The organism is Streptosporangium sp. NBC_01755 (assembly GCF_035917995.1).
GTDB lineage: Bacteria > Actinomycetota > Actinomycetes > Streptosporangiales > Streptosporangiaceae > Streptosporangium.
Map to the genome: position 1 here is coordinate 6,838,170 of NZ_CP109131.1, position 24,986 is coordinate 6,863,155.

General features: G+C 68.9%; 19 protein-coding genes. 7 read left to right on the top strand and 12 right to left on the bottom strand.

Going from position 1 to position 24,986, the window contains the following annotated elements:
- Window positions 1–16 precede the first annotated feature (16 nt).
- The 3 genes from OG884_RS31555 to OG884_RS31565 form a co-directional block, all read right to left on the bottom strand.
- Window positions 17–7,066, bottom strand: coding sequence for a SpvB/TcaC N-terminal domain-containing protein (locus tag OG884_RS31555; RefSeq protein WP_326638943.1), 7,050 nt, complete (start codon window positions 7,064–7,066; stop codon window positions 17–19).
- 403 nt (window positions 7,067–7,469) lie between these two features.
- On the bottom strand, window positions 7,470–8,087 hold the full coding sequence (gene dhaL / locus OG884_RS31560; protein ID WP_326638946.1) for a dihydroxyacetone kinase subunit DhaL: 618 nt from the start codon (window positions 8,085–8,087) through the stop codon (window positions 7,470–7,472).
- 18 nt (window positions 8,088–8,105) lie between these two features.
- Window positions 8,106–9,104 (bottom strand): dihydroxyacetone kinase subunit DhaK, encoded by a 999-nt coding sequence (locus tag OG884_RS31565; RefSeq protein WP_326638948.1) that lies wholly within the window; start codon window positions 9,102–9,104, stop codon window positions 8,106–8,108.
- A gap of 181 nt (window positions 9,105–9,285) precedes the next feature.
- On the opposite strand from OG884_RS31565, the gene OG884_RS31570 reads away from it, so the two are divergent.
- On the top strand, window positions 9,286–9,528 hold the full coding sequence (locus tag OG884_RS31570) for a DUF6343 family protein (RefSeq protein ID WP_326638950.1): 243 nt from the start codon (window positions 9,286–9,288) through the stop codon (window positions 9,526–9,528).
- 286 nt (window positions 9,529–9,814) lie between these two features.
- A complete protein-coding gene (locus tag OG884_RS31575; protein WP_326638952.1) occupies window positions 9,815–10,276 on the top strand; it encodes a helix-turn-helix domain-containing protein in 462 nt (153 codons plus the stop codon).
- A 256-nt stretch (window positions 10,277–10,532) separates the two neighbouring features.
- On the opposite strand, the gene OG884_RS31580 is transcribed toward OG884_RS31575, so the two are convergent.
- Both OG884_RS31580 and OG884_RS31585 read right to left on the bottom strand, forming a co-directional pair.
- Window positions 10,533–11,057, bottom strand: a complete 525-nt coding sequence (locus tag OG884_RS31580; RefSeq protein ID WP_326638953.1) for an SPW repeat protein — start codon at window positions 11,055–11,057, stop codon at window positions 10,533–10,535.
- 438 nt (window positions 11,058–11,495) lie between these two features.
- Window positions 11,496–12,005 carry a CRISPR-associated endoribonuclease Cas6 gene (locus OG884_RS31585; protein WP_326638955.1) on the bottom strand — a complete coding sequence of 170 codons (510 nt, stop codon included), beginning with the start codon at window positions 12,003–12,005 and terminating at the stop codon, window positions 11,496–11,498.
- 163 nt (window positions 12,006–12,168) lie between these two features.
- Here OG884_RS31585 and OG884_RS31590 point away from each other — a divergent pair, with 163 nt between their 5' ends.
- A complete protein-coding gene (locus tag OG884_RS31590; RefSeq protein ID WP_326638956.1) occupies window positions 12,169–12,357 on the top strand; it encodes a hypothetical protein in 189 nt (62 codons plus the stop codon).
- Window positions 12,358–12,376: 19 nt separating this feature from the next.
- Here the strand turns inward: OG884_RS31590 and OG884_RS31595 are convergent, their stop codons facing one another.
- A complete protein-coding gene (locus tag OG884_RS31595; protein ID WP_326638958.1) occupies window positions 12,377–13,273 on the bottom strand; it encodes an SAM-dependent methyltransferase in 897 nt (298 codons plus the stop codon).
- A 1,051-nt stretch (window positions 13,274–14,324) separates the two neighbouring features.
- Here OG884_RS31595 and OG884_RS31600 point away from each other — a divergent pair.
- The 3 genes from OG884_RS31600 to OG884_RS31610 are packed head-to-tail and all read left to right on the top strand — an operon-like array spanning window position 14,325 to window position 17,513.
- Entirely contained in the window at window positions 14,325–14,522 is a 198-nt protein-coding gene (locus OG884_RS31600) for a hypothetical protein (protein WP_326638960.1), read from the top strand.
- 58 nt (window positions 14,523–14,580) lie between these two features.
- Window positions 14,581–16,281, top strand: a complete 1,701-nt coding sequence (locus tag OG884_RS31605) for a class I adenylate-forming enzyme family protein (protein ID WP_326638962.1) — start codon at window positions 14,581–14,583, stop codon at window positions 16,279–16,281.
- Complete coding sequence (locus OG884_RS31610; protein WP_326638964.1) at window positions 16,278–17,513, top strand: acetyl-CoA acetyltransferase; 1,236 nt, start codon at window positions 16,278–16,280, stop codon at window positions 17,511–17,513. Before OG884_RS31605 ends, OG884_RS31610 begins: the two co-directional genes overlap by 4 nt.
- Window positions 17,514–17,563: 50 nt before the next feature.
- On the opposite strand, the gene OG884_RS31615 is transcribed toward OG884_RS31610, so the two are convergent.
- From OG884_RS31615 to OG884_RS31625, 3 genes are read right to left on the bottom strand one after another with little or no spacing between them, the layout of a single operon-like run.
- Complete coding sequence (locus OG884_RS31615; protein WP_326638966.1) at window positions 17,564–18,598, bottom strand: LLM class F420-dependent oxidoreductase; 1,035 nt, start codon at window positions 18,596–18,598, stop codon at window positions 17,564–17,566.
- Window positions 18,595–19,800: an acetyl-CoA C-acyltransferase gene (locus OG884_RS31620; RefSeq protein ID WP_326638968.1), complete on the bottom strand. Its 1,206-nt coding sequence runs from the start codon at window positions 19,798–19,800 to the stop codon at window positions 18,595–18,597. The genes OG884_RS31615 and OG884_RS31620 overlap by 4 nt, the downstream gene beginning before the upstream one ends.
- A complete protein-coding gene (locus OG884_RS31625; RefSeq protein WP_326638969.1) occupies window positions 19,797–21,278 on the bottom strand; it encodes a carotenoid oxygenase family protein in 1,482 nt (493 codons plus the stop codon). Before OG884_RS31625 ends, OG884_RS31620 begins: the two co-directional genes overlap by 4 nt.
- A 103-nt stretch (window positions 21,279–21,381) precedes the next feature.
- Between OG884_RS31625 and OG884_RS31630 the strand changes: the two genes are divergently transcribed.
- Window positions 21,382–22,404 (top strand): winged helix-turn-helix transcriptional regulator, encoded by a 1,023-nt coding sequence (locus OG884_RS31630; protein ID WP_326638971.1) that lies wholly within the window; start codon window positions 21,382–21,384, stop codon window positions 22,402–22,404.
- Window positions 22,405–22,469: 65 nt separating this feature from the next.
- Here OG884_RS31630 and paaN read toward each other — a convergent pair whose 3' ends face one another.
- The 3 genes from paaN to OG884_RS31645 form a co-directional block, all read right to left on the bottom strand.
- The gene (gene paaN, locus OG884_RS31635; protein ID WP_326638973.1) at window positions 22,470–24,158 is read right to left on the bottom strand and encodes a phenylacetic acid degradation protein PaaN; all 1,689 of its coding nucleotides are present in this window, start codon (window positions 24,156–24,158) and stop codon (window positions 22,470–22,472) included.
- 149 nt (window positions 24,159–24,307) lie between these two features.
- Entirely contained in the window at window positions 24,308–24,826 is a 519-nt protein-coding gene (locus OG884_RS31640) for a PaaI family thioesterase (RefSeq protein WP_326638975.1), read from the bottom strand.
- Entirely contained in the window at window positions 24,827–24,967 is a 141-nt protein-coding gene (locus tag OG884_RS31645) for a hypothetical protein (protein WP_326638977.1), read from the bottom strand.
- Window positions 24,968–24,986: the final 19 nt, after the last annotated feature.

The following is a 24,986-nucleotide window of genomic DNA, read 5'->3' on the forward strand; positions in this document are numbered from 1 at the left end:
TGCTCCGTGTCGGTTCTCATCCACGGCCGAATGCGTTGACCTGCGGCAACGGATAATCACCCGCTGGTGACACGCCGCCCATTTGATTGTTCTCAAGCAGATGAATTTTGACGTCAATATGTGCGGATATGTCTTGATATTCCTCATCGGATAGTGGCTCCCACCGATCATTTGTCAGCAGTGAGGCGCCGCCTTTTGCGATGTTATCCGGATGGTTGGTCTGCCAGCCATGGTGGGCCTTGTCCAAAAAGGACTTGATGCCCTTCAGGGAGTCAGGAGTACTGCTTCGGGAGATTAGCTCGTCAATATAGAGGAACTTCCCCTGGTAGGGAGAAGGCCTTCCTGGGCGTGCGGCCTCCAGACCGGACTGATTGCCTTCGATTCCCGCCGTGGCACCCGATGTCGGGCCGCGGATTATTCTGATGGACTTGCTGTACCATTCATTGCGCCAGAATTTCTGCCAGTCCGTATCGAATCTCTTGAAACCCTCTCTGATCTCGGCCCATCTGTTCAATTCCCCGATGATATCGAGAGCGGCGCCGATCCTGATTCCTCTCCTGCTTCCCATCGACGGTAAGGCCGGACCCGGTGAAGCGCCGATCGGCAAGCCGCCGGAGTTTATGAAGTCGCCTGGAAGTTCGGGCCCGTATATGGGGATTCCAGGAGAGGTGGATCCACCGGATCGCCGCGCTGCAGGTGAGGGTGGAGCGCTTCCGGCAGGCTTGGGTAAGGCGTTCAGGTGTTGTTCGAGATTTTGCTTCTCAGATTTTTGCTGGCCGTTGTCAACTCGACCCTCGGCCCAGCGGATCACGCGAGACCTGGAGCGATCTACGTCTGTTTCCCCCCGCCCATCTTCGTCGATATTCCTGAGCGTGTTCGCATTGACGAACTGGTAGAGATTCAAGTGGTCTGCTGGACCTGAAGGATCTGGAGAGACCCACCTCCCGAGCCACGGGGCGTAGTAGCGGGCGCCGTGATAATTGAGGCCGTTTTCCAGGTCGCGCTCCTTGCCGGTGAAGCGGTAGCGCTTGCGGAAGAAGCCGCCGAAGCTGGTCTCGCCCCAGGGGGTGTACTCCTCCCGGTTGATCCACTGACCGGTGTCATCCACGACCACGTTGCCGCTGCCGAGATGGTCACCCAGGTGATACGTGGTCGCCGGGGTGTGGTCGCCCGCGGGGGCGGGGCCGAGGCGGACGATCGCGATCCGGTGGCGGCCGTCCATGACATGAACGAGCGTGTGCTCGTCGGTCAGCTGACCGGCCCGGAGTGTGCCGTGGTGTTCGAAGGCGGTGCCCGCGTACGTGGTGGTCCGCACGGTGCCGCCCTGCTCACGGACGATCTTCTTCACCCGGCGCCCGGCGCTGTCGTACAGGTAGTGGGCGTACGGTGTGGGCTCGCCGGTGCCGTCCTGGTTGCGGAAGGAGCGCAAGCGGTCGGCATGGTCCCATTCCAGACACCGGGAGAGCGTCTCGCCGACGAGGTTCCCGGCCGCGTCGTAGGCGTAGTCGGTGGTCGTCTGGCCTGAGCTGACGGTGCGGAGGCGGTTGTCGTCCGGCTGGTCGGGATCGGTGCCGGTGAGCTGGAATCGCCGGACGAAGGTGGTCACTCCCTGCTGGGGCAGACCTGCTCGATGACGGAGCTCACGTAGGTTGCCCGCGGCGTCGTACCGGTAGCTCTCCAGGTAAGGACGGGTGGCGGTCGGATCGATGCCTCTGGGCGTGTCGAGCCACGGTTCAGGAGCGCCGGGCAGGGCCGCCTCCCGGCCGCTGGCCGTGCTGAGCCGGTAGATGGGTTCGTAGGTGAAGTCCCGGTTCAGCCAGTTCTGTGCGTTGATGCCGCCGAGAGCAGGCCGGCCGGGGACGCCGCTGCCCGGCGTACGGTCGCGGAGTCGCAGCAGATTACCCGCCAGGTCGTAGGAGTAGCTCAGGTCCTGTAAGGGGGCTCCGGCCGGGTGATGGTCACCGTCGGTGAGAACCGTGAACGGCTCACTGCGCAGCCGGGAGAGCCGGAAGGTGACGGGGTCGTAGGCGCAGCGGGTCATCAGGTCGTTGCCGTAGGCGATCAGGACCCGCTGCCCCCTGGCGTTGTGGGCGATGCGCCTGACGAGCGTGGCCCCGTTGAGCTCCAGCCCTTCCAACGCTCCGGCCCGGTTGTAGGCGTGGGTCAGCTCGGCGGCCGGGCCGGCGGCTCCTCGCTCGTGCCGGATCACGCGGGGACGGTTCAGCGCGTCGAAGGTCGTCGTGGTGCGCAGCGCGGCATCCTCGGGATCGAGAAGTGCCGCCGCGTGCTGGGCGAGGGTGTTGCCCGGCGGTGGCTCCCAGTCCATCCGCCAGGTGCTGACCCGCCAGTCGGCCGGTGGCGGGTCGAAGACCGTCAGGATGGTGCTGTCGGCCACCGGGCGGCGGGTTTCGGTGACGCGATTTCCCTTGAAGTCATAGGCGGCGACGGTTACCAGGCCCGCCTCGTCGTAGTGCCGGTGCACCCGGCCCAGCAGGTGCGAGGAGGCGGCGTCATCAAGACCGGTGTCGACGGCGTCCCCATACATCACCAGCTCGCGTAAGGTGACGGGCTCGGGGGTGGCGTCACGTGCCCACATCCGCACTCGTCGCTGTCGTACGTCGTAGGCGTACAGGGTCAGGGGGCCTTTGTTCCCGTCGGCGACCGACTCCTCGATGACGTTCCCGGCCGCGTCGAGAACCCGGTGACGCTGCCCGGAGTCGAGACCGTCCATGCGTAATCGGTGTCCGGCCAGGTCGTGGATCTGGGTCAGCGCCGTGCGGCCGAGTGGATCGACGAGAGCCACCAGGTCGCCCCTCAGGTCATAGACGGAACGGGTGACCAGCCAGTCGGCCGGGTCGGTTCCGTTGCGCTCCACCACCTCGACGGTGCGGCCGAGCGCGTCGATCACCTGACTGGCCGGCGTGTCGTGGTGGTCGGCGTAGGCGTTCGCGGCGACGGGATGGGTGCGCCCGGCGTTGTCGTTCGGATCGTAGGTCCAGGTTTCCCACGGCGTCGGGGCGGAACGTTCCGGCGTGGCGAGGTCGTGCGGCACGCCGTGAACGATCAGCGTCTCCGATCCGTCCGGGTGGCGTGTCCGCACCGGTCTGCCCAGCGGGTCGTAGTGAATCGCGATCTTCTGGCCGTTCTCCGCGTCGCCAGGCGGAGCGAAGTCCTGACCGGCGGAGAAGAACGGTTCGTAGCGTTCGATCTCCCGGCCCTTGTTGTCATAGACACGCCAGCCGCTGACGACGACGCGGTCCGACACCGTCCGGGCCACGGCATCGGCGTTGGACCCCTGATCGGCGGGGAGTCCCGAGTCGCCGAACGGGGAGTCGCCGAAGGTGTCATCCTCCGCCTGAACGCGCGACTGCACGATGCGGTCGAACCCGTCGGAGAACTCGATCGTTTCGATCGTCTGGTCTCGTTCGGTGGGCGATACGGATGGATCGGCGATGTGATGGACCCGTTTCACCGTGCGTGCTGATATCGGAAGGCCACGCTCGGCGAACGCGAGATGATCGTAAACGAACCGGGTGCCGGGTTGTTCCGGGGTGTCGCCCGCGTTCTCATCCGGTCGCCCGAGGGCGGCCACGCTCTCCAGGAGTCCAAGCGGGGTGTAGGCGTACCGGGTGCGCTCGCCGTTGGGGCCGGTGATCTCTTCGGGCTGCAGTGTCCGATGATCGTATTCGGCGGTCGTGACGAGGTTCGTCCCACCGGTCTCCTCGATCACCTCGGTGATGAGCAGGGAGAACTCATGGCCGCAACGGATCTCGCCACCCAGCGGATCGCGAGTGGCCGTGACGAGCCCGCGTCCGGCGGGATCGTCGTGGACGTCGAGACGGCGGCGCTCGACAGCGCTGAACCAGCCCCGTTCGGCGGTTCCGCCGGGCTCGAACCTGAGACCCGCCTGGGCGGGCAGCGAGTCGCGGAACGCCTGCGGATACTCGGCGGTCCATGCCACCGCCGTGCCGTCGGTCAGATAGGGCGGAGAGTCCGTTCCGTATGCGGCCTTCCAGCGTTTCGGGGTGAGAACCAGCCTTTCTGTACGGACCAAGGCGCCATGATCACCCAGCTCGCCGAGGTCCCGGCCGTGGAATGCCGGCCCGTCGTAATGGTTCAGTGTCTGGGCGAGCACCTCGCCCAGCGCGGATCCCTCCCCGGCCGCGGCGAGCAGTTCGGACAGGGCGGGGCCGCCGTCGTTGGCGACCTCGTATGTCGTCGTCTTGGCCACCCGGTTGGTGATGTAGCGTTCGTCGTCATCCCGCACCGCGTAGGTGGTGATGGTGTGGGTGGCCAGGTAGGGCGCGCTCGCAGCCGCGGCGACGCGAAAGTCCCTTCCCCTCGGCACCGCGACCGACGTCAGCGCGCGAGGCTGCCCGTACGCGTCGTGGTCACCGTTGAAACGAAACCGGTGCAGAGGATCATCGCCGCGCTCCCACTGGGTGGCCCGTTCCGCCGAGGTCCAGGGGAAGAACACCCGTGACCGCCATCGCTCGGGTGCGGTGGGCAGGGGCACGCCACCCGGTAGCGGGCCGACCTCATGAACCTGCTCGGTTACGGTGTACGGCCGGATCGCACGGGCTGTTCCGTCGAGGGCGTACAGCTCGGTGCGCACGACCCGTCCGCGCAGCGCCCGCAACGCGTCCCGCCGGGCATCCGGCGTGAGACCTGCCAGGAAACGAGTGACCCCGGCGGGGCGTGCCGGCGCCTGGGGGTCCTCCGGCCAGAACTCGGCACGATGGTCGGCTTCCGTCCAACCGCCGTGCCCGTCGCCGACCGCCCCCTGGTGGAACCAGACGCGAGTCTCCGTCGGGGGAGACAAGCCGTATTTCGGCGCGGAGAAAGTCTGAGTGTCGCGCTGGTCGACGCGGCCGAATCCACGGAACTCACGCTCGACCCCATCCCAGTATCCGTGGTGGTAGCCGTACTCGGTCGTCAGTCTGCCACCGGAGATCGCGTCAACCGACTCCACCTGGGCCACCACCTGGACGGGGAAAGGCAGCGGTGTGCGCCAGCGCGTCGCCGGACGACGCTCGTCTTCGAGATAGAAGCGGGTGGAGGGGGCATAACCGATACGTGTGACGGCGCCGGTGCGGTCGTCGATCTCCTCAAGCAGGTACGGCTTGACGCCCCCGATGAGATCCAGGAACCACGCCCGGGTACGGCTCGCCCCCGCGTCCATGGTCCACAGAACGCCCCGCACGCCTGTACCGAGCAGGTCGGTCAGCCGCACGGCGGTCATGTCGGTGACAGGTGGAGTGCCGGGGATCTCTATGGGATCGCCCCATCGATTACCCGACTGGTTGATCCAGACGGTGACCGACGTGTCACCGACCAGCACGAGGTCATCCAGGCCGTCCCCGTCGACGTCGCCGAGAAGTATCCGGCGAACATCGACCCGGTCGGGTAGATCGAGTTCGCCCCGCATCGTGATGCGCCGTCCCCAGGAGCCACGGCCCCGTGCGGGCCAGTACGACACGGAGCCGCTGCCGATCAGCACGATGTCCTGAAGCCCGTCGCCCGTCATGTCGGCCAGCTTCACGCGCTGATCCGAGAAACTGACATCGGGGAACTCCGCTGCCCCGCCTCGCTCGACCTGGGTGGTCTGCCACCAGCCCCGGCGTGGATCGTTGAAGAAGCATTCCATTCTCGCGCCGGAGCGGACGGCATCGGTGACCCCGTCGCCGTCCAGGTCCACCAGCCGTACCTCGGGATCTTCCAGGTCGAAGCTTGGCGCAGCCTGGTAGGCCTGAAATGATCGCCGATCCCACAGCCCGCCGAGGGACATGGGGTGGTACCCGCTCTGAGCACCGGCTGTCACCAGCAGGTCCGCGCGCCCGTCACCGTCCGCGTCAAGGAGCTGCACACCCCGGTCCGCCAGGCTGAGCCCGGCAGGAATGTCGGCCGTCTTCCGAGACGGCGCGAACCGCCCGTTCCCGAGATTGCGCCACCAGCGGGCGACCCCGTCCAATTCCAGGATGTCGGGAAGCCCGTTGCCCGTCAGATCCACAAGCTCGAACTCGGGCCGGGCCAGCGAACCAAGCGGCAGATCCGATCCGGAGACCGTGAGCAGAGCCCGCCGGTCAGGCTGGAATCGGGTGTAGCCGAAGGTCATCGGGGCAAGCGTCTCGGTCTCGTCGCCGTTGTGGCCGCGAACGGTGATCCGCGACAGCAGGGACACCCCGTTCGGCGTCGTGTCGTCGAGGTAGCCGAGCTCGTACGATCGCCCCAGGATGTCCTGCCCTGTAGCGGGGTGGGTGTGCACCTCGATGCGCGTGCAACGCCGTGCGGTCCGGATCTCGAAACCGGCGCGATAGTCCGAGAACATGTCAGGTCGCGGTTCGTAAACGAACCTGATGCCGACAAGGAAGAGCGGATCATCCTTGTCACCGTGGTCCGCGTAGCGGATTTCCTTCAGATAAAGCTGGTCCCAGCGGCGGGAACCCTCTCGTTGAACGGGATCGGTCTCGTACACGTACTCGATCCGGTTACCGAACGGATCCGTCGTACGGGTCAGCCGCCAGGCAAAGGTTCTGTGTTGCCGATCAGGATCGGCAATGGTCGCGAGGTCGCGCCAGTCGGCCTCGGCATCCTCAGGACGGCGACTTCCATATCTGCTGATCAGGCCGTCGCCGGTATGGACATCCCAATAGTCGTCCGTCTTATCGTGAATGTGTTCGATCCGTGCGAACAACCCTTCGGTTCTGGGCCTGTATCGAATGGCGGAGCCGGTCGACCCGACTGGAACCAGATCCTCGGCACCGGAAAGCAGGAATGTGTCCCTGGAGTCGTCATAGGTGGGAACACCACGGGAAGTCTTGCGCGTCACTCCCGGAACGGAAAGCGACCAGCCGAGCCCGAACGGGCCGTTCCCGGTGCCCGAACCGTACGCCAGTCTCAGGTCTGGCCACAGTCCATTGCGTCCTGGCGGAACGGTGATGGGAACTGTGAAATTCCCGGTTCCGGTATACAGGTCGGGAGTGAACTTCTCGCCGATCCCACGCAGGGCCCCGCCACCCTTCGGCGGGGAAATAATTTGCCCTACGGCGCTTGACCGATCGCCCACGAGTCCACCTCTTGAGGCTCAATCAGGAATAATTTATCGCGGCAGCTGAATCAAGAGTCGGACAGGACGTCCAGGATGAGGGGCGATATCAGTGGTCGACAGATTATCTGCATGATTCAGCACGGTGAGTACTATCCAGCTGGATACAGGTCCTGACCAGGTGGGCGTCGAGAGCCGTTCCTGTCGGCCACGCGTTTCCGGCCGGGTGTACAGCCGCCGGTAGTTCGTTGAATCAAGATGACCTGGCGAGACGCAAGCCATGACCTTGCGACGGAACTCCGGGGGCGGCTCCCGGGCACGCTGACCTCGCTTGAGGATTCAGGCACGCGAGTCGACCAAAGTGACTCCACGAAAGCCGGGGAAATCGGTGCCGCGCTTCCCCTGCGGAGTGGAGGCGGGCAGGTCAGCCCGCGGCCTCGAAGAACAGGGCGACCGCGACGGCTCCGGGATCGGGAGCTCCCAGGGCGGCCTCGCCGACGTAGCTGGCCCGGCCCCGGCGGGCGATGATCGAGGAGGTGGAGTCGGCTCCGGCACGGGCCGCCTCCGCCGCCAGCCGCAGCGCCTCCACGGCGGGGACGTCCTTCCCCGCGGCCTCGGCCAGGGCATCCATCGCCGGGGCCATGGCGTCGACCATCGTCCTGTCGCCCACCGAGGCGGAGCCCAGCCTGCGGACCGTGGCCACCCCGTTCCTGGCGGCGTCGGCGAGCAGGGCCGTGGTGAGGACCGGACTGCCCTGCCCGGCCAGTGCGAACTCGCGGAACCACATGCCGAACAGTGGCCCGCTGGTACCGCCGGAGTGTTCGAGGAAGGCCGTCGAGAGGCTGGAGAACGGCGCCCCGGCGTCGGCGGGGGCGGGGGAGAGCTTCGCCTTGGCCCTGGTGAGCGCGGTGACCATGTTGGTGCCGAAGTCGCCGTCACCGCTGCGGCGGTCCAGCTCGGTCAACTCCTGAACCCGGTCGTCGATCCGGATGATGAATCGCTCGATCCACGACAGTACGGCCTGCGGTTCGAGGTCGCGCATGGCTGTCTCCTTCGAGTGCTACCAGGTGAGGGCCGCGGTACGCGCCGGGTCGTCCCACAGGCCGACGAGCTCCTCGTCGGCGCGGATCAGGGTGACCGAGCAGCCCGCCATGTCGAGGGCGGTGACGTAGGAGCCCACCAGCTGCCGGGCGACCGTCACGCCCCGCGCGTCGAGGAGCCGGGTCACCTGCCGGTAGGCCGTGAGCAGCTCCAGCTGGTGGGTGGCGCCGAGGCCGTTGACGATCACGAAGACCGCGTCGCCCCTGCTCAGGCCGAGATCGTCGGCGACCGGATTCGTCAGCGAGGCCACCAACTCGTCGGCGGGGGCGACGGGGATCTGCCGGATTCCCCGCTCGCCGTGGATGCCGACGCCGAACTCGACCTGGCCGGGGGCGAGATCGAACGAGGGTGCGGACTGGCCGGGGTGGGTGCAGGCCCGCAGGGCCAGGGACATGGTCCGGGCGTTGGCCGCGACGCGGCGGCCGAGCGCGGCCACCGTGGACAGGTCGGCGCCCCGCTCGGCGGCGGCGCCGCAGATCTTCTCGACGGCGACGACGGCCGCGGTGCCCCGCCGCCCCGGGCCGCCCTCGACGGAGGTGTCGGTGGCCAGGTCGTCGTCGACGAGCACGGTCTCCAGCCTGATGCCGGTGGAGATCTCGGCGGCGATGGTGAAGTTCAGCACGTCGCCGGTGTAGTTCTTGACCACGTGCACGACGCCCCGGCCGTTGTCGACCGCCTCGGTGGCGGCCTTGATCTGGATCGCGGTGGGGCTGGCGAAGATCGCTCCCGGCACCGCGGCGTCCAGCATGCCGTACCCGACGAAACCGGTGTGCAGGGGTTCGTGCCCGGAGCCGCCGCCGGACAGCACACCCACCTTGTACGGCCGCCGATCGTCGGTCCTGATGACGAAGCTGGGGTCGCGGTTCCAGCGCAGCCGCCCTCTCTGACTGAGCTCCAGTCCTTCGAGCGCCTCGGTGACGAGCTCCTGCGGGTCGTTGACCAGCTGATGTGCGGCCACCTGGCCCCTCCTTACGTCGCGAACGCTGTGTTCCTACCCGGCTTCACCCCCTTGACGCGAAGGCTTATCGTCGGCATGACCCCATGGATGATCCGGGATGTCCTGGGTAAGGGCTGGGAGATGCCCCCCTTGCATAGGTATGGGCAGGTGGGGAGATCGGTATTGCCCCGGAGGTGGTCTCATGAAGGAGCAGTCGGGAACACATGACCATCCGAAGAGCGCGCTGAATCTGCGGCTCGCTCTGGCGATCTTCGGCCTGGTGGTCTGTACGGTTCTGGCGGTCTTCGCGGCACAGGCCGGCATCACCGCGCTCGCCGTGGCCCTGGCCGTGCTGGCGGCCATCGCCGTCGTGGACATCGTGGTGGTCGGGATCCGGATCGTACGGAGACGTCGGCGCGGTGAGCGGCACACCCTCTTCGAGTAGGTCATCCGTCCTGGCCGCGCTCGGCCGCGTCAATGGGGTCCGTCAGCCGGAGACGGACTGAACGGCGGCCCAGGCGCAACAGGGGCGGGCAGGTCAGTCGGATGCCCGAACGGGTCGGCAGGGCGAAGGCGATGGCCTTGGCCGGTGCTTCGATGGCAAAGGTCGTCGTGGCGTAGGCGCGGCAGTGCCCCTGGGAGAGTTCGCGGACCAGGAGTAGCCCACGGCCGTTCTCGGCGAACAGGTCCAGGGCGGTCTGCGGCCGGGACTGGTCGAGGGGCGTCCGGAGTTGGCGCGGGCGCGTCGGCGGATGGGGATGAGTCAGCGCGAGATCTCGGCGGCACTGTGGGTGTCGTCGACGACGTGGAGCCGGTGGGAACGGGGATGTCAGGAGATCCGTCCGGTGTATCGGGCGCGGATGGCCGAGGTGTTCGGGGTGGACCCGGCCGAGGTCGAGCGGTGGATCGAGGGCACCGTCCCGGTCGATACGGAAGCCTGGCTGATTCCGGACTTCAGCGACTTCTCACTCGGAACTACGGTCAAGACGGCAGACCGACTGTGGAGGTGCGACGTGGATCCGGAGCGGCGTCATGTGCTGGCCGCGCTGCCGTTCGTACCTGCGGCCTTCGGCAGCTGGCTGTCGGCGTGGAGCTATGGCACTCCGGAGGTATCAGCGGCCTACCAGGGGTCGGGGCCGATTGTCGGACTCTCCGACGTTCGGCGAATCGTCGAGGCCCGAATGACTCGCTGACGGCTGCCCGGGTGATGACGAGCATGACGGATCAGGCGATTCACCTAGGACAACCGGCCCAGGCGGTATGGCTTGCTCGCGCTGCCGTGGACACGGCGCGCCGGGTGGAGGCGCCACCACGCGCCATGCCGCTGCTTTGACTGTGCACCCCCGCCGCCCCTCGTGGAGGCGGTTAGAACGGGGGCGGCTTGAAGGCGGGTGTCCCGTACAGCACCGGCGGGGCGGTCCTTCGCCGCCGCACCGATGCCACGTCGACCTATGGCCTGTTGGGGAAGTCCGGCCGGTTGGGCATGTCCGGCCTGTTGGGTATGTCTGTCCTGTGTGGCATGTCTCCGCGGTGGGACATGTCTCCCTTGTGTCCCATACCGGGCATTCTCTTGGAGCCCACCGCCACCGCTCCCACCCCGAGCAGGAAGATGACGACGCCGGTGACGACGTTGTTCCAGATGTTGGCCGTCGTCGCCGAGCCGGTGACCCAGGGAGCGATGATGGTCCAGATTCCGATGATCGGCACGATCCAGCTGATCCCGTACGTCCGGCCGTAGGCGGACGCGAATCCCAGGGCCAGTGCGGCGACCGCGATGCCGGTGACGAGGTTGCTCACGGTGAGCCTGGACAGGCCGTTGAAGCCGACCACCCATGGGGAGATCGCCAGATACAGCCCCGCCAGGAGGCCCAGTCCGTCGATGACCTGCGCCACCGAACTGGAGCCCGCCCGTTCGTACCGCGCCCGCATCTCCATGAGATCGGGGTGTTGCTCCAGGCTTGCGGGTCTCATCATGACCCATGCCCCCTTCCGATTCCACGCGAAATTCGATTTCATGCGAAAGCGAATTTCTACCGGTATACCCGACATAAGCTCCGAACAGCCCAAAGGATGACAAATCTAACTAACGAAATCCTTTGGACAGGGGCAATCCAGTGACCGCCCCGTCCAGCACGCTCCGCCGACACCGAGACACGGCGTCCCGGAATGTCCGCCAAGCAGGCCGGGGCCGCCGTTCACCATGCTCTACAGCCCGGTCATCGCCAGGCTGAGCAACTCCCGCAGCCCGCCCAGGCGCGCTCAGCCGCATGCTGTGACCCCTCTCAAGGGCGATGAGGACGTTCACCCTGGCGCGAGTCGGAGCCCAAGCGGAAGGTTTTGCGACCCCTCTCAGGGGCGATGAGGACCTCCCCACGGTAAAGTCCCAGGTCAGCGGCGTTGCGTTGTCTTTGTTCACGCGGTCACCCAGCCGAAGCCCGCTGAGTTGGCCTGTCCCAGGCCCCAGCTCCAGATTGCCTGGAGTGTCTCCGGCGGCCCGGTCAGCTCGACCTCGATCGGCGCTCCCACTTTCAGCCCCTGACCAACCGCGAAGGAACGCTTCGACCCCACCCAGGAGATCTCCGTCAGCGACACCTCGGGATCCAGCTCCAGGATCTCGGCCTTGCGCCGAAGGTTGCGCTGGAAGAACACCGGGAACTCCGGGTCCGCCGGCAACAGCCACGCCTGCCGGGTGGTCCGCTGCCCCGACTCCTCGCGGCCGGTGCCCTTCATCACCACCGGGGTACTCGTCCTGAACCGGCCCCGCCCCGATTCGCACCCCGGAGGCTCCACGACCGCGACGCTCAGAACCCGGAACGCCGCGCCGCCCCAGTCCAGCAGCTCACGCTGCTTGACCCCCTGGGCCAGCACGGTCACCACGTCGAAGAGCGGGCTGCCCAGCTCTACCCATCCTCGGCCACCCACGGCGTACGCCCCCGGCGCCGCTTCGCCTGCGGGAAAACCGGCACCCCATGCCCCAACGGCACCATCCCGTACGGCCCGGCCCCCTCACTGTGAAGGGAACGCATCCGCAGGCGCGGATGGTGACGGTGACCCGCTGCGCCGCCCCGGCGACACCGATCAAGCCGTGAACGACCTGCTCGGCGACCTCGCCGCCCACCCGCGTAACCGGATCGACCGAGGACGGATCGGCCCGCGTACCGTCAAACAACACCAGACCCAACGCGGCATTGTCGGCCGGCTTTCCAGCACCACAGTGGCGTGCGAGCCCGCCGGTCATCGATGGACGATCATCCAACAGCCGGCGGCCAGCTGATCAAATCTCATACACCCTCTCACATCGGCTTCTCGGCGACGGCGATGACGTAGTCCAAGTCGGCAAACTTTTGTCGCATGCGCGTGTCGTCGGCCAGCTCACGATGCAACCAGCGGCGGTAGCCCCAGGTGGTGCTCTGCTTAAACGCCGGGTCATCCAGCTTCCGTGCCGCCCATCTGCACCACGGTTCGTACACGTGGGTGCGGATGGAGGTCAACTGGGCGTTGACGAACCCGGCGGCCTGGAGGCGGGCAACGTACTCGTTGCTGTCATACGAGTTTTCGCTGGGGACTGAAGTGGAGAAAAGCTCTCGGCGGTCGGCCTTGTCGGTGTTCAACGGCACGATATCGGCCGTCGCGAGCACCCCGCCGGGTCGAAGGACGTGGTGAGCCTGGCGGAAGAATTCGTCCCTGGTCCGGAAATGCAAGGCCGACTCCAGAGCGACCACCCGGTCGAAGCTGCCGGGTTCGAACGTCATCGCGGTTGCCGACCCCTCCTGGAAGATCAGCCGATCGTCCAGACCACGTTCGTGGGCCTTGGCCTGAGCAATCCGCACATGCGTTGGCGTTACGTTCAATCCAACGATCTTTGCCGGATTGTGCCGTTTCAACCACATAAAGTCCTGGTCGCCATATCCGAACCCGGCATCAAGAATGCGGTCGCCCTCCTGAAATCCTGCGGCGTCCGCCAACTTCTCCGCCAGCGCCTGGCAAGCGTCGTCGAGCGTGTCGGCCTCATCGTGCCAGTAGCCGAAATTGAGGTACGAACTGTGCTCGTTCAGCGCGGTCCAGGTGCTCGGTGGAAAGATCTCATAGGCGTGTTTGGCGCGGTTCTCGGGTGACGACATGGTGAGCCTAATGCTCCGGCCAACGGCGAGCACGTCATGCCAGACTGAGGGGCGCTGCGGGGTGGTCACGGAGACCTCCTGGGTATGTTCGTACTTCAGGTACGACGGGGCGACAGACTTGATATTGGCTAATATCGTTGATTGATGCCTTGACGGGATGAGTGATCGCGAACGCCGGCAATCAGTTGGACGCGGTGTACATTACCCCTCGCCGCTCCGCCTGGTAGATCTTCTTGCATGCGTTTCAGTCAGAAGCGTGATCGTAACTCGAGATTTTCATTTCCATTAAAGAATCTGACTCTGAAAATTCACGGGCGTGGCAATCGATGATTTACGCCAGATAATCCATCGTCGGGAATGCTGAACATGAAAGCTCAAAATTACATGCGATCATGCCGCTGACCTGCGGTGATAGATGGCCTTCGTGTAACGTCCACCTTTGATCGTCGGTAGGTACAGGTGGTAGGGTAAGGCGGGAGTCCCGACCGGTGGGTCGAGTGGTTGCTGGTCGGCCTGGTTGGGGCACAAACTGTGACGTTTTTATCTATGCCGCCTATGCTGCGTCAAGTGGTCTGTGCACAAGACTGGCGTGGTGAACTTCGGTGCACACTGATGCTAAGGATTTCCATAGACATTTGAGCTGCCCCGCACACAGGCGAGCTGATTACTGATCGTTATCAGGTGTTGCCCTGCATTTCCCCGCGTGAGGCGAACCGATGAAGCCCACGCCGCCGGCACCGCTCTCGGATGGCCGAGAACTCTCGGAATGCACGGGGCTTTCCGCCGGCAGCCGCGCCTGTGGCTGCCGGCAATGTCATCCGGGTAGGTCGGTGGGCCTGTACCGGTTCCCCGCGCTCATGTTCGCTCTGAGCGGGAGCGGGAGCGGGAGCGGGAGGGGCGAGATCGGTGGGTTCGCCGAGCTGAGCCAGGCCCGGTGGGAGGCCGCCGTCGCGCTGCTGGACGCGGGGTCGACGCCCTCACCCGGCTGCGAAACGGCGCTTGTGACCCCTATGAGATTCCCGCCGGCCGCCACGGACTCGACCCGCTCACCGCAGTGCGCTCGCTTCGTGCCGCACTGGACCGCCTTCGCATACTGAGGCCCGGTTTCTACACGGCCAACGTGACCGTCCACCTGGAGCGGGGAGAGTTCTTCCCCGCGCTGATCGCCCACACCGCCCGTGATCTCGGGCTCGACTCCACGACGACGGAAAGGTTCATCCGGCGGATCATCCGGCGGATCATCCGGCTCGTTTCGTCGGCGGGCCTGGAGTGGGCAGTTCGGGCGCTCGTGAAAGAAGCCGATGCTATTGACCCCTGACTTCTGTTTTCATAGTGTCTGTCGTCACATCATCAGTTTCATGCCAAGGGGAGACCCGATGACCCCTCGAAGGCTCCATCCGCTGAGCCGTGTCGACCACTACACGCAGTCCGGGCTCTGGACCGACGACACCGTCGACGCGCTGCTGCGTGGTCAGGTGACGGCGCGTCCGGACGCGCTCGCCGTCGTCGACGCGCCCAACAAAGCCGAGCTGACCGGTGGGAGACCACGCAGGCTCACCTGGCGCGAGCTCGACGCCGAGGTCGACCGGGTGGCGGCGGTGCTGCTGGAGCGGGGCCTTCGCCACGGCGATGTGCTGGCCGTCCAGATGCCCAACACGGTCGAGCTGTGCGTCACCTTCTTCGCGGCCTTCCGAATCGGCGTCGTCGTCACGCCCTTCCCCGTCCAGTACCGCGAGTACGAGCTGTCCCAGCTGCTGCGGCTGGCCGGCGCCCGCGCCTTCGTCACCGCCACCCGCATCGGCGACAGACCCAATGCCGAGATCGCCCGCGACATGGCGGCCGACATCGACGGGCTGCACACGGTGGCGGCCTGGGGCGACGGCGTCGCCGACGGCCTGGTCTCGCTGGAGGAGGCGCGGGGCGACATGGACGCGCTGGCGGCGTACCTCGCGGAGCTGACCGTCGACCCGGGCGAATGCCTGACGATCTGCTGGACCTCCGGTACCGAGGCCACCCCGAAGGGCGTGCCCCGCTGCCACCACGACTGGCTGGCCACCGCCCGGGTCTGCACCGCCGCGCCGACGCTCACCGGCGACGACATCGTGCTCAACCCGTTCCCGATGGTGAACATGGCGGGCATCGCCGGCGTCTTCCTGCCCTGGCTGATCTCCGGTTGCACCCTGGTGCAGCACCAGCCGTTCGACCTGCCGGTCTTCCTCGGCCAGATCGCCACGGAGAAGGTCACCTACACCCTGGTGCCGCCGGCGCTGCTGACCATGCTGCTGCAGCGCAAGGAGGTGCTGGCGGCCACCGACATCTCGTCGCTGACCCGCGTCGGCTCCGGCTCCGCGCCGCTCCCGCCGTCGATGGTGCAGGGCTGGCAGGAACAGTACGGCATCTCCGTCATCAACTTCTTCGGCTCCAACGAGGGCGTCGCGCTGCTGTCGGACCCGGTGTCGATCCCCGACCCGGTCGAGCGCGCCCGCTTCTTCCCGCGCCCCGGGCTGCCCGGTGTGGACTACCCCAGCCCGGTGCTCGCCGGGACCCGGACCCGGCTGGTCGACGTCGCCACCGGGGAGGAGATCACCGAGCCCGGCCGCCCCGGGGAGCTGCTGATGCGCGGTCCTACGGTGTTCTCCGCCTACCTGCCCGGCACGGCCACCCGCGAGTCGGTCGACGAGGACGGCTGGCTGCACACCGGTGACGTGTTCGAACTGGCCGGGGACGCCGGGCAGTACCTGCGCTACGTGGACCGCGCCAAGGACGTGATCATCCGGGGCGGCATGAACATCGCGCCGGCCGAGATCGAGTCGCTGCTGGCCGGGCACCTCAAGGTGGCCGACGTCGCCTGTGTGGGCTACCCCGACGCGGTGCTCGGCGAGAAGGCCTGCGTGTTCGTCGTCCCCCGCGCGGGCGAGCAGGTCACCCTGGAGGAGCTGGTGGACTACCTCAAGGAGCGCCGCATCGCCTCCTACAAGCTGCCCGAGCGGCTGGAGGTGGTCGAATCGCTGCCCCGCAACCCGGTCGGCAAGTTGCTCAAGCGCGAACTGCGCTCGACGTGGGAGGTGGCCCGATGACCGTCCACGTGCTCGGCGGACACCAGACCGACTTCGCCCGTAACTGGACGAAGGAGGGGCTCGGCATCTACGACCTGCTGCGGGAGAGCGCGCTCGGCGCACTGGCGGACACCGGGATCGACCCGGCGGAGGTCGAGGTGGCGCACGTCGGCAACCTCGCGGCCGAGCTGTTCTGCGGTCAGGCGCAGCTCGGCGGCATGGTCGCCGCCATCGACCCGGCCTGGGCGATGCTGCCCACCTCCCGGCACGAGGCCGCGTGCGCCTCGGGCAGCGTGGCGGCCCTGGCCGCGATGGCCGACATCGAGGCGGGGCGCTACGACCTGGCCCTGGTGACCGGCGTGGAGCTGATGCGCGGTGTCGGCCCCCAGGAGGCGGCCCAGAACCTGGGCTCGGCCGCCTGGGTCGGGCGTGAGGCGGTCGGCGCGGCCTTCCCCTGGCCCAGCCTGTTCGCCGAGCTCGCCGACGTGGTCGCCGAGCGGGACGGCCTCGACGACGAGCGCCTCGGCGCGAACCTCGCCCGCATCGCTGAGATCAACCACGGCAACGGCCTGCGCAACCCGCTGGCCCAGACCCGCGGCTGGTCCTTCCCCGACGGGTGCTTCGGCCCGGACGACGTGCTCAACCCCCCGGTGGAGGGCCGGCTGCGCAAGTACGACTGCGGCCGCATCACCGACGGTGCGGCGAGCGTGCTGCTCGCCTCGCCCCGGTACGCCAAGGAGTACGCGCGCCGCCACGGCCGGTCCGCGGACGACCTGCCGAAGATCACCGGTTGGGGGCACCGCAGCGCGCCCATGCTGCTGGCCGACAAGCTCGCACTCGCCGAAGGGCGGCCCTACCTCTTCTCGCACCTGCGGCAGGCGGCCCTCGACGCCTACCGGCGCGCGGGCGTCGCCGGCCCGGAGGACCTCGACGTGATCGAGACGCACGACTGCTTCACGATCACCGAGTACGCGGCGCTGGACCACCTCGGGCTGACCCCGCCGGGCCAGGCTCACCGGGCGATCGAGGAGGGCATGATCGAGCGCGACGGGCCGCTGCCGGTCAACCCCTCCGGTGGGCTCATCGGCCTCGGCCACCCCGTCGGCGCGACGGGCGCCCGCATGCTCCTGGACGCCGCCCACCAGGTCACCGGGGAGGCGGGGGAGTGCCAGGTGGAGGGGGCGCGCACCGCTCTCACCCTCAACATCGGCGGAAGCTGCACCACCGTCGCGATCTTCGTCGTCTCCCGCTGACCCGTCGGCCGAGCTGACCCGTCGGCCGAGCGGATCCGCCGGCCCTCATGTCAGCTTTCGGCCACCGGTGGCCGGAGGGCCGCGAGGGTCTTCTCCCCGCCTGGGTCGGCCTCGACGCCGGTCGGCACCAGGGCCACCTCGTCCACGCCGGCGCGGCCGTAATCGGCGAGCCGGTCACGGACCGTCGCCTCGTCGCCCACCAGGCCGACCGACTGGATCAGCTCGACGGGGACGGCGGCCAGCAGCTCCCTCGGGTGCGGCCTGGTGCGGGCGAACTCGACGACGTCGCCGAACCCGGCCTCGGTGAACATCTCGCCGTAGCCGGGGGCGGCCAGGTAACCGACCACGGCGCGGCGCAGCTGCTCGACGGCGGCCTCGGTGGGGTTCACCGCGGCGCAGACCCAGGCGGCCACCCGGGGGACCTCGCGCCCGGCCACGGCGGCGGCGTCACGCAGCCGCCGGACCAGGGCCGCCGCCGAGGCCGGGGTGATCAGGTTCAGCACCATCCGGTCGGCGAGGGTGGCGGCGACGCCGACGGCCGCAGGGCCGAACGCCGCCACGGTCAGCTCCGAGTGGGGAGCGTCCAGCCGCAGGTGGTAGCCGCGGGTGCGGACGGTCTCCCCGTCGAAGGAGGGCTTGCGCCCGTTGAGCAGCTCCCGCAGCACCGTGGCCGACTCCCGCAGCCTGGTCGCCGGGCGGCTCCGGTCGCGGCCGTGCCATTCGGCCACGACCAGGGGGCTGGAGGTGCCGACCGCGACGCCGACCCGGCGCCCGGTCAGGTCGGCGACCGACGCCACGCCGCGGGCGATCGTCATCGGGTCGCGTACGGCCACCGCCAGCGGGCCCACGGTCAGCCCGATCCGCTCGGTCCGCAGGCCGATCGCCGTGGCGAGTGCGAAGGCGTCGTAGGTGGCCATCTCGCCCACCCACAGCTCGTCGTAGCCGAGCCGGTCGGCGGCGCGGGCGGTCAGCAGGGCCTCGCCGGGCGGCCGGTCCTGCCAGAACCCCAGCGACACCGCCAGCCGGGGGACCTGCGGGAGGCCGGCGGCTCCGGCCGGACCGGTCACGTCGGTCGATCGGGTCATGGCATGCGCTCCAGCACGGTGGCGCTTCCGGTTCCGGCGGCGCCGCTGACCGCGATCACGCCGTAGCGCCCACCGGTCCGCTCCAGCTCGTCCACGCAGGACGCCAGCAGGATCGGGCCGGTGGCGCCGAAGGCGTGCCCCATCGCGATCGTCCCCCCGTTGAGGTTGAGCTGCTCGTCGGTGACGCCGAGGTCCCGCTGGAACTTCAGGCAGGTCGCGGCGAACGCCTCGGCGATCTCGAACACGTCGACGTCGCCGGGCGCCAGCCCCGCACGCTTCAGGGCCTTCTCCGCAGCGGCCTGCCCGGCGGTGAGCATGATGACCGGGTCCACCGCGGCCGTGGCGGCGGCGACCACCCTGGCTCGCGGGCGGAGCCCGGCCGCCGCCGACGCGGCGGCGTCACCGAGCACGGCGATCCCGGCGCCGTCCGCGATCGCGGGCGAGGACCCGGCGGTGTGCAGGTGCCGGATCTCGCCGACCTCGGGGCGCCTGCGCCGGACGAGGTCGTCCTGTCCCTTGGCGCCGAGCGCGGCGAAGGCAGGCTCCAGCGCGGCGAGGCTCTCGGCGGTGGTGCCCGGCCGGACGGTCTCGTCATGGTCGAGCACGACCTGGTCGCCGTGCCGTACGGGCAGCAGCGAGCCGGCGAACCTGCCCTGCTCCCAGGCGGCGGCGGCGCGGCGCTGGCTGCGCAGCGCGTAGCCGTCGAGTTGCTCGCGCTCCAGTCCTTCGAGGGTGGCGATGAGGTCGGCGGCGATGCCCATCTGCACCGAGCCGACCCGCTCCACGACCTCCCGGTCACACCAGATCGGCGCCTGGTCGGCGAACATCGGCACCCGGGACACCGACTCCACGCCGCCGGCGGCGATCAGGCCCGCCGAGCCGAAGGCGATGTGCGCGGCAGCGGTGTTGATCGCGTCGACGCCGGAGGCGCAGAACCGGTTGAGGGTCATCCCGGAGGCGGACTCGCCCCAGCCGGCCAGCACGGCCGCGGTGCGGGCCAGGTCGCCGCCCTGCTCCCCGGTCTGGGTGGCCGATCCGACGATCAGGTCCTCGACCAGGCCGGGCAGCGCCGCGGCCCGGTCGCCGACGCCCGCCAGCAGCCGGGTCAGCAGCTCCAGCGGGGTTGTCCCGGAAAGGCCGCCGCCCGGACGTCCCTTCCCTCGCGGGGTGCGCAGGGTGGCGAGCACGTAGACGTCGGTCATCGGGCGCCTCCCGCGGTGCGCAGCTGGTCGGCGCGGACCCAGGTGGCGTGGAACCCGGTGGGAACGCGCCGGGGCAGCAGTACTCTGCCGACCGGCCCGGCCGTGACGTCGGCGGCGTCGAAGATCGCGACCTCGGCGCGCTCCGCCCGCTCGTCGTTGACGAAGCTGACCAGGTAGCCGTCGGTCTCGCCGGTGGAGCCGTCGCGGGGGGCGAACGGCGCCTCCGAGCCCCACCGCCCGGGGCCGAACCTGTGCTCCTGCTTCTCCCCGGTCGCCGAGTCGAACCGGACGAGCCCGTCGAACAGCAGGGTCTCCTTGGTGGCGAGGTGCATGTTGTAGGAGTAGCGGTGCGGCCGGCCCATGACGCGCGAGTCGACGCTGGGGAATTCGATGTTGTCGTCGTCCAGCGGGCCCTCGGACGTCCGGCCGGTGCGCAGGTTGAACCGGTAGCGGTAGATGTGCGCGTTGAGCCGCAGGTAGGCCAGCATCTGGGCGATCTTCGAGGTGTAGGTCGCCTGGTGTTGCGGGTTCTTCACCCGGCAGACGTCGAGGACGATCTCGTCGCCGTCCTCCCAGGAGTTGATGACGTGGTAGATGTAGCAGGGCTGGGCGTCGAACCACCGGATCGTGTCGCCGGCGCCGTACCGGGGGAGCACGCCGAACCTGGCGGGCAGCGAGCGCTCGAAGGAGATGCGGTACTTCCCGGCGGCGCGGGCCTGCTGGTCCTGGATCAGTGGCAGGTCCATCAGGATCGTGTGGTTCGGGGTGATGGCCATGTCGTGCGGCAGGCGGGGCCCCGGCAGGTCGATGTCGGTCACGTGGGTGACCGTGCCCTCCGGGCCGACGACGCCGTAGCGCATGTACGGCGGGCCGTCCGGGCCGTAGTCGAACCACAGCAGCTCACCGGTGGCCTCGTCGACCTTGGGGTGGGCCATCATGTCGCCGTTCAGGGTGCCGAGGAAGTTCTCCGCGCCCAGGGTCTCCAGCGACAGCGGGTCGATCGCGTAGGGGGTTCCGCACAGGTACCAGGTGGCCAGCACCTTTCCCCGGTGGTAGATCACGTCGGTGTTGGCGGAGTCCTTGATGCCCAGGCCGTGCCCGTTGCCGAACGGGTTGCCCTTCGGATTCTCCATCACGCCGGTCCACAGCGCCTCGCCGGCCGCGGACTCCTCGTGGTAGGCGGTGGTGCGCACGTAGCGGTTGCGGTAGCGCGCCCGGCCGTTCTCGAAGTGCATCGCGTGGATCATGCCGTCGCCGTCGAACATGTGGTAGCGGCCGGGCGCCTCGAAGCGGCGGTTGGGCCCGTTGCGCAGGAAGACCCCGTTGAGGTCCGCGGGGATCTCGCCGACCACCTCCAGGTCCTCGGCGGTCAGTTCGTCCTGGACGGCGGCGAACACTCCCATCAGGTACGGGTTCGGCTCGTCGCCGTTCTCGGCGACCGCCCGGGCCACGGCGATCGGCTGCGGTTGCTGTGTCATCTCGACGCCCCTTTCGTGCGACGACCACACACTTCTATAAGAGAAGTCAGAGGCCAAAGTAGCATGACCGTCTGACGACGGAAAGCAGGGAAAGGCGGAACGGGTGGCGGAAGACCGACGACCCAGTGCGATCGGGCAGGCGTTGCTGGCGATCAGCGACCAGTGGACGCTGCTGATCCTGCAGCGGGCCTTCCTGATGCGCACCCGCCGGTTCGCGGACTGGCGTGACGAGCTGGGCATGTCGGAGTCGGTGCTGGCCAACCGGCTCAAGGAGCTCGTCGCCGGAGAGCTGCTGCGCCCGGCCCCCTACCGCGAGCAGGGCCGCACCCGCACCGAGTACCTGCTGACCGAGCGCGCGCTGGAGTTGTGGCCACTGCTGGTGGAGATCTGGTCCTGGGAGCGCAGCTGGGTGCCTCGGCGCCGCGGGCTGCCGGAGCTGATCCACGAGGGCTGCGGCAGGCGCACCGACGTCGAGCTCGGTTGCGCGGCCTGTGGCCGGGCCCCGGTCACCGCCCGCGACACCGAGACCCTGCGGGGCTCGGCCACCTTCGCTCAGGTGGCGGTGCCGCGCCACCATCGCAGGACGGTCCGCGACGACGTCGAGCGCGACCCGCTGTCGTACTTCCCGGAGACGTTCGAGCTGCTCGGCGACCGATGGAGCACCGTGATGCTCGCGGCCACCTTCCTCGGGGTGCGCCGGTTCGCCGACTTCCAGTCCGAGCTCGGCATGGCTCCGTCCGTGCTGTCCGACCGGCTGCGGCGGTTCACCGAGCTCGGGGTGCTCAGCGCAGGGGAGAGCGACGGCGGGCGTCCCCGTTACCTGCTGACCGACAAGGGCCTGGCCTTCTTCGGGGTGTTCGCCTTCATCGTCGACTGGGCCCAGCGGTGGTACGCCGGCCCGCCGGGCACCGACCTGCTGATCACCCACCGCGCCTGCGGCCGGCCCTTCCGGCCGTACCTGCGCTGCCTGTCGTGCGGTACGCCGCTGGACCGTACCGAGGTGCGCTTCGCGCTCGGCGACGGGCAGGCCACGACGACCGCCGCCTCCCACGCCCCGGCGAGTGGCGACGACCACCGACTCCCGCCTCCTGGCGAGTGGCGACGGCCGCCCCTGACCCGTCGATGACCGGCGGCGCCGGGGTTCCCGTCCCCGCCCGCCGGTGACCGGTGCCTGCCGGTGACCGGTGCCCGTCAGTGACCGGTGACGGCCGGCCGTCGCGACTGGGTGACGCGGAACCGTCCGGTGACGAAGGAGTCATCGGTGAGCGAGGCGTTGCCCGCCGGATTGAGCCCGGTGACGTGGTAGTCGCTGTAGGCGGCGGAGAAGTTCAGCGGCATCGGTCCGGTGAGGTTGCAGGTCACCGCGGCGCCGGCGGTCGCGTAGCCGGCCTCCACCCGGTCCAGGTACGCCTCGTCCGTGGCGTAGGCGAACGCGGTGATCGCCCCCCGTTCCCGCGCGTCCCGGGTGGCCCGCTCCAGCGCCTGGTCGGCGTCGTCACAGCTGATCACGAACGCGACCGGCCCGAACCGCTCCTCCCCGTACAGCTCGTGGTCGGCGATGTCCACCTGCGCCAGCAGCGGCCCGCTGGTACGCGCCTTCGGGTGGTCGGGATGCTGGTAGGGGCGCGGTTCGAGGACGATCCGGCCACGCGCGGACGCCCGGTCGTGCACCTTCTCCAGCAGCCGCAGGGTGTTCGGCGACTGGACGGTGGCGAGCACAGCGGCGGCCCGCCGGGGCACCGTGCTGATGGCCTGTACGGCCTCGGCGAGCCCGGCCGCGAAGTCCGCGGCGCTCACCGTGCCTCCGGTGGTGGGCACGCCGCCGCGCGGCAGGTAGATGTTCTGCGGGCTGGTGCACATCTGCGCGGAGAACAGGCACAGCGAGCCGGCCAGCGCGCGCAGCACCGGCTGCAGCTCCCCGACCGAGTGCACCAGCACCGAGTTCGCCCCCGAGGTCTCGGTGTAGGCGACGGCTGGAAAGGCGTTGGCCTCCACCCAGGAGCCGAAGGCGGCCGAGCCGGTGAAGTCCACGATCCGGGTCGCCGGATGCCGCACCAGGAGCTTGGTGACCGGCTCGGCCGCCGTGTCCACGGCCAGCCCCACCAGCTCGGGGGAGAAACCCGCCTCGGCGAGGACCTCACGGCAGACGCGCACCGCCAGCGCCATCTGCAGCACCGAGCTGGGATGCGGCTTGACGATCACCGGGTTGCCGGTGACCAGGCTCGCGAACAGCGCAGGGTAGACGTTCCAGGCGGGGAAGCTCGCACAGGCGATCACCACGGCGACCCCCTTGGGCATCAGCCGGTACCGCTTCACCATCTCCACGGTGGTGGTGCCGAACGCGCGCGACCACCGCGCCGTGCCGGGCACCCGGGACATCGCCGCGTACGCCTGCGCGATCGCCTCGACGCCGCGGTCGAGCGCGTTGGTTCCGCTGCCGGTGTAACTCATCCCGAAGCTCTGCCCGGCGGTGTGCATCGTCGCGTGCGAGAACTCGAAGGAACGGAGGTAGATCCGCTCGCAGATCTCCAGGCACACCCCGGCCCTGGTCCGCGGGTCGGCCTCCCGCCAGTTCGGCCACGCCCGGGTGGCGGCGGCGAACAACTCCTCGACGTCCGCCCGCGGGTAGCACACGCCCAGCGGCTCACCGGTGTAGGGGGAGACCTCGTCGGGCTGCGCCACAGGGGCGCCGGGCCCGCCGAGGTCGAAGGGACGGCCCAGCAGCGCCTCGAACGCGTCCCTCCCCTCCGCCCGGGCCCGCTCCCCGCCGGGGTGGTCGGCCGGCGACTCGCCGAACGCCGTCCAGCTCTCGCGGGAGCGGCACGCCTCGATCGCGCGGTCGAGGGTCGCGCGGTGCTTGTCGAACAGATCCGTTGCCATGTCGCCATTCCATCCGGCTCGTGCGGGGGTCACCCCGGCTCCATCTCTTGACCCGCGATTTCTTCGAGCGAGATGCGCGGTGGCATCTCGTGATCCGCGGTTTTCCTCCGGTGAGGTGCGCGGTGGCCGCGCGCACGGCCGGGCGGGGTCTACGGCCATATGATCATCTGGGTACACCGCACCAGCGCGATCGTCCGGCCCGAGTCGCCGCTCACCACGGCGTCCCACACCTGGGTACGGCGCCCGCGGTGCGCGAGGGCGGCGACGGTGCGCACGGTCCCCTCTCGGGCGGTGCCGGTGTAGGAGCTGGTCAGCTGCACCGTGGTGAACCCGCTCGCGCCGTCCGGCAGACTCAGCCGGCAGCCGATCCCGCAGGCGGTGTCGGCCAGTGCCACCACCGTCGCGGCGTGCAGGTAGCCGTTGGGAGCCAGCAGGTCCGGCCGCACGTCCAGCTCGGCCGTCACCGACCGCTCGTCCGCCGCCACCACCCGGAAGCCCAGTAGTCCCGGCAGGCGGCCCTCCGTCATCCGGGTGAGGTTCTCCGGGGTCGGCCGGTCCGGGGTCGCCCGCGGCGCCCGGTCCGGGGGAGCGGCGGGGGCGGTGGTGCCGCCGAGGTCGCCGGGGTTGCCGGGGTTGCCGGTGCCGCCGGGGTTGTTGGGGGAGTCCACTCAAACCTCCAGGACCACGGCGATGCCCAGCCCGACGCCGACGCAGGCCGCGGCCGGCTCGTCCACCCGCACGCCGGAGAGCCCGCCCCGGCTCCTCCCGAACGGGGTGCGCAGAGCGTCCAGCAACAGAACCTCGTTCACGCGGCTCCTCCCTATCTGA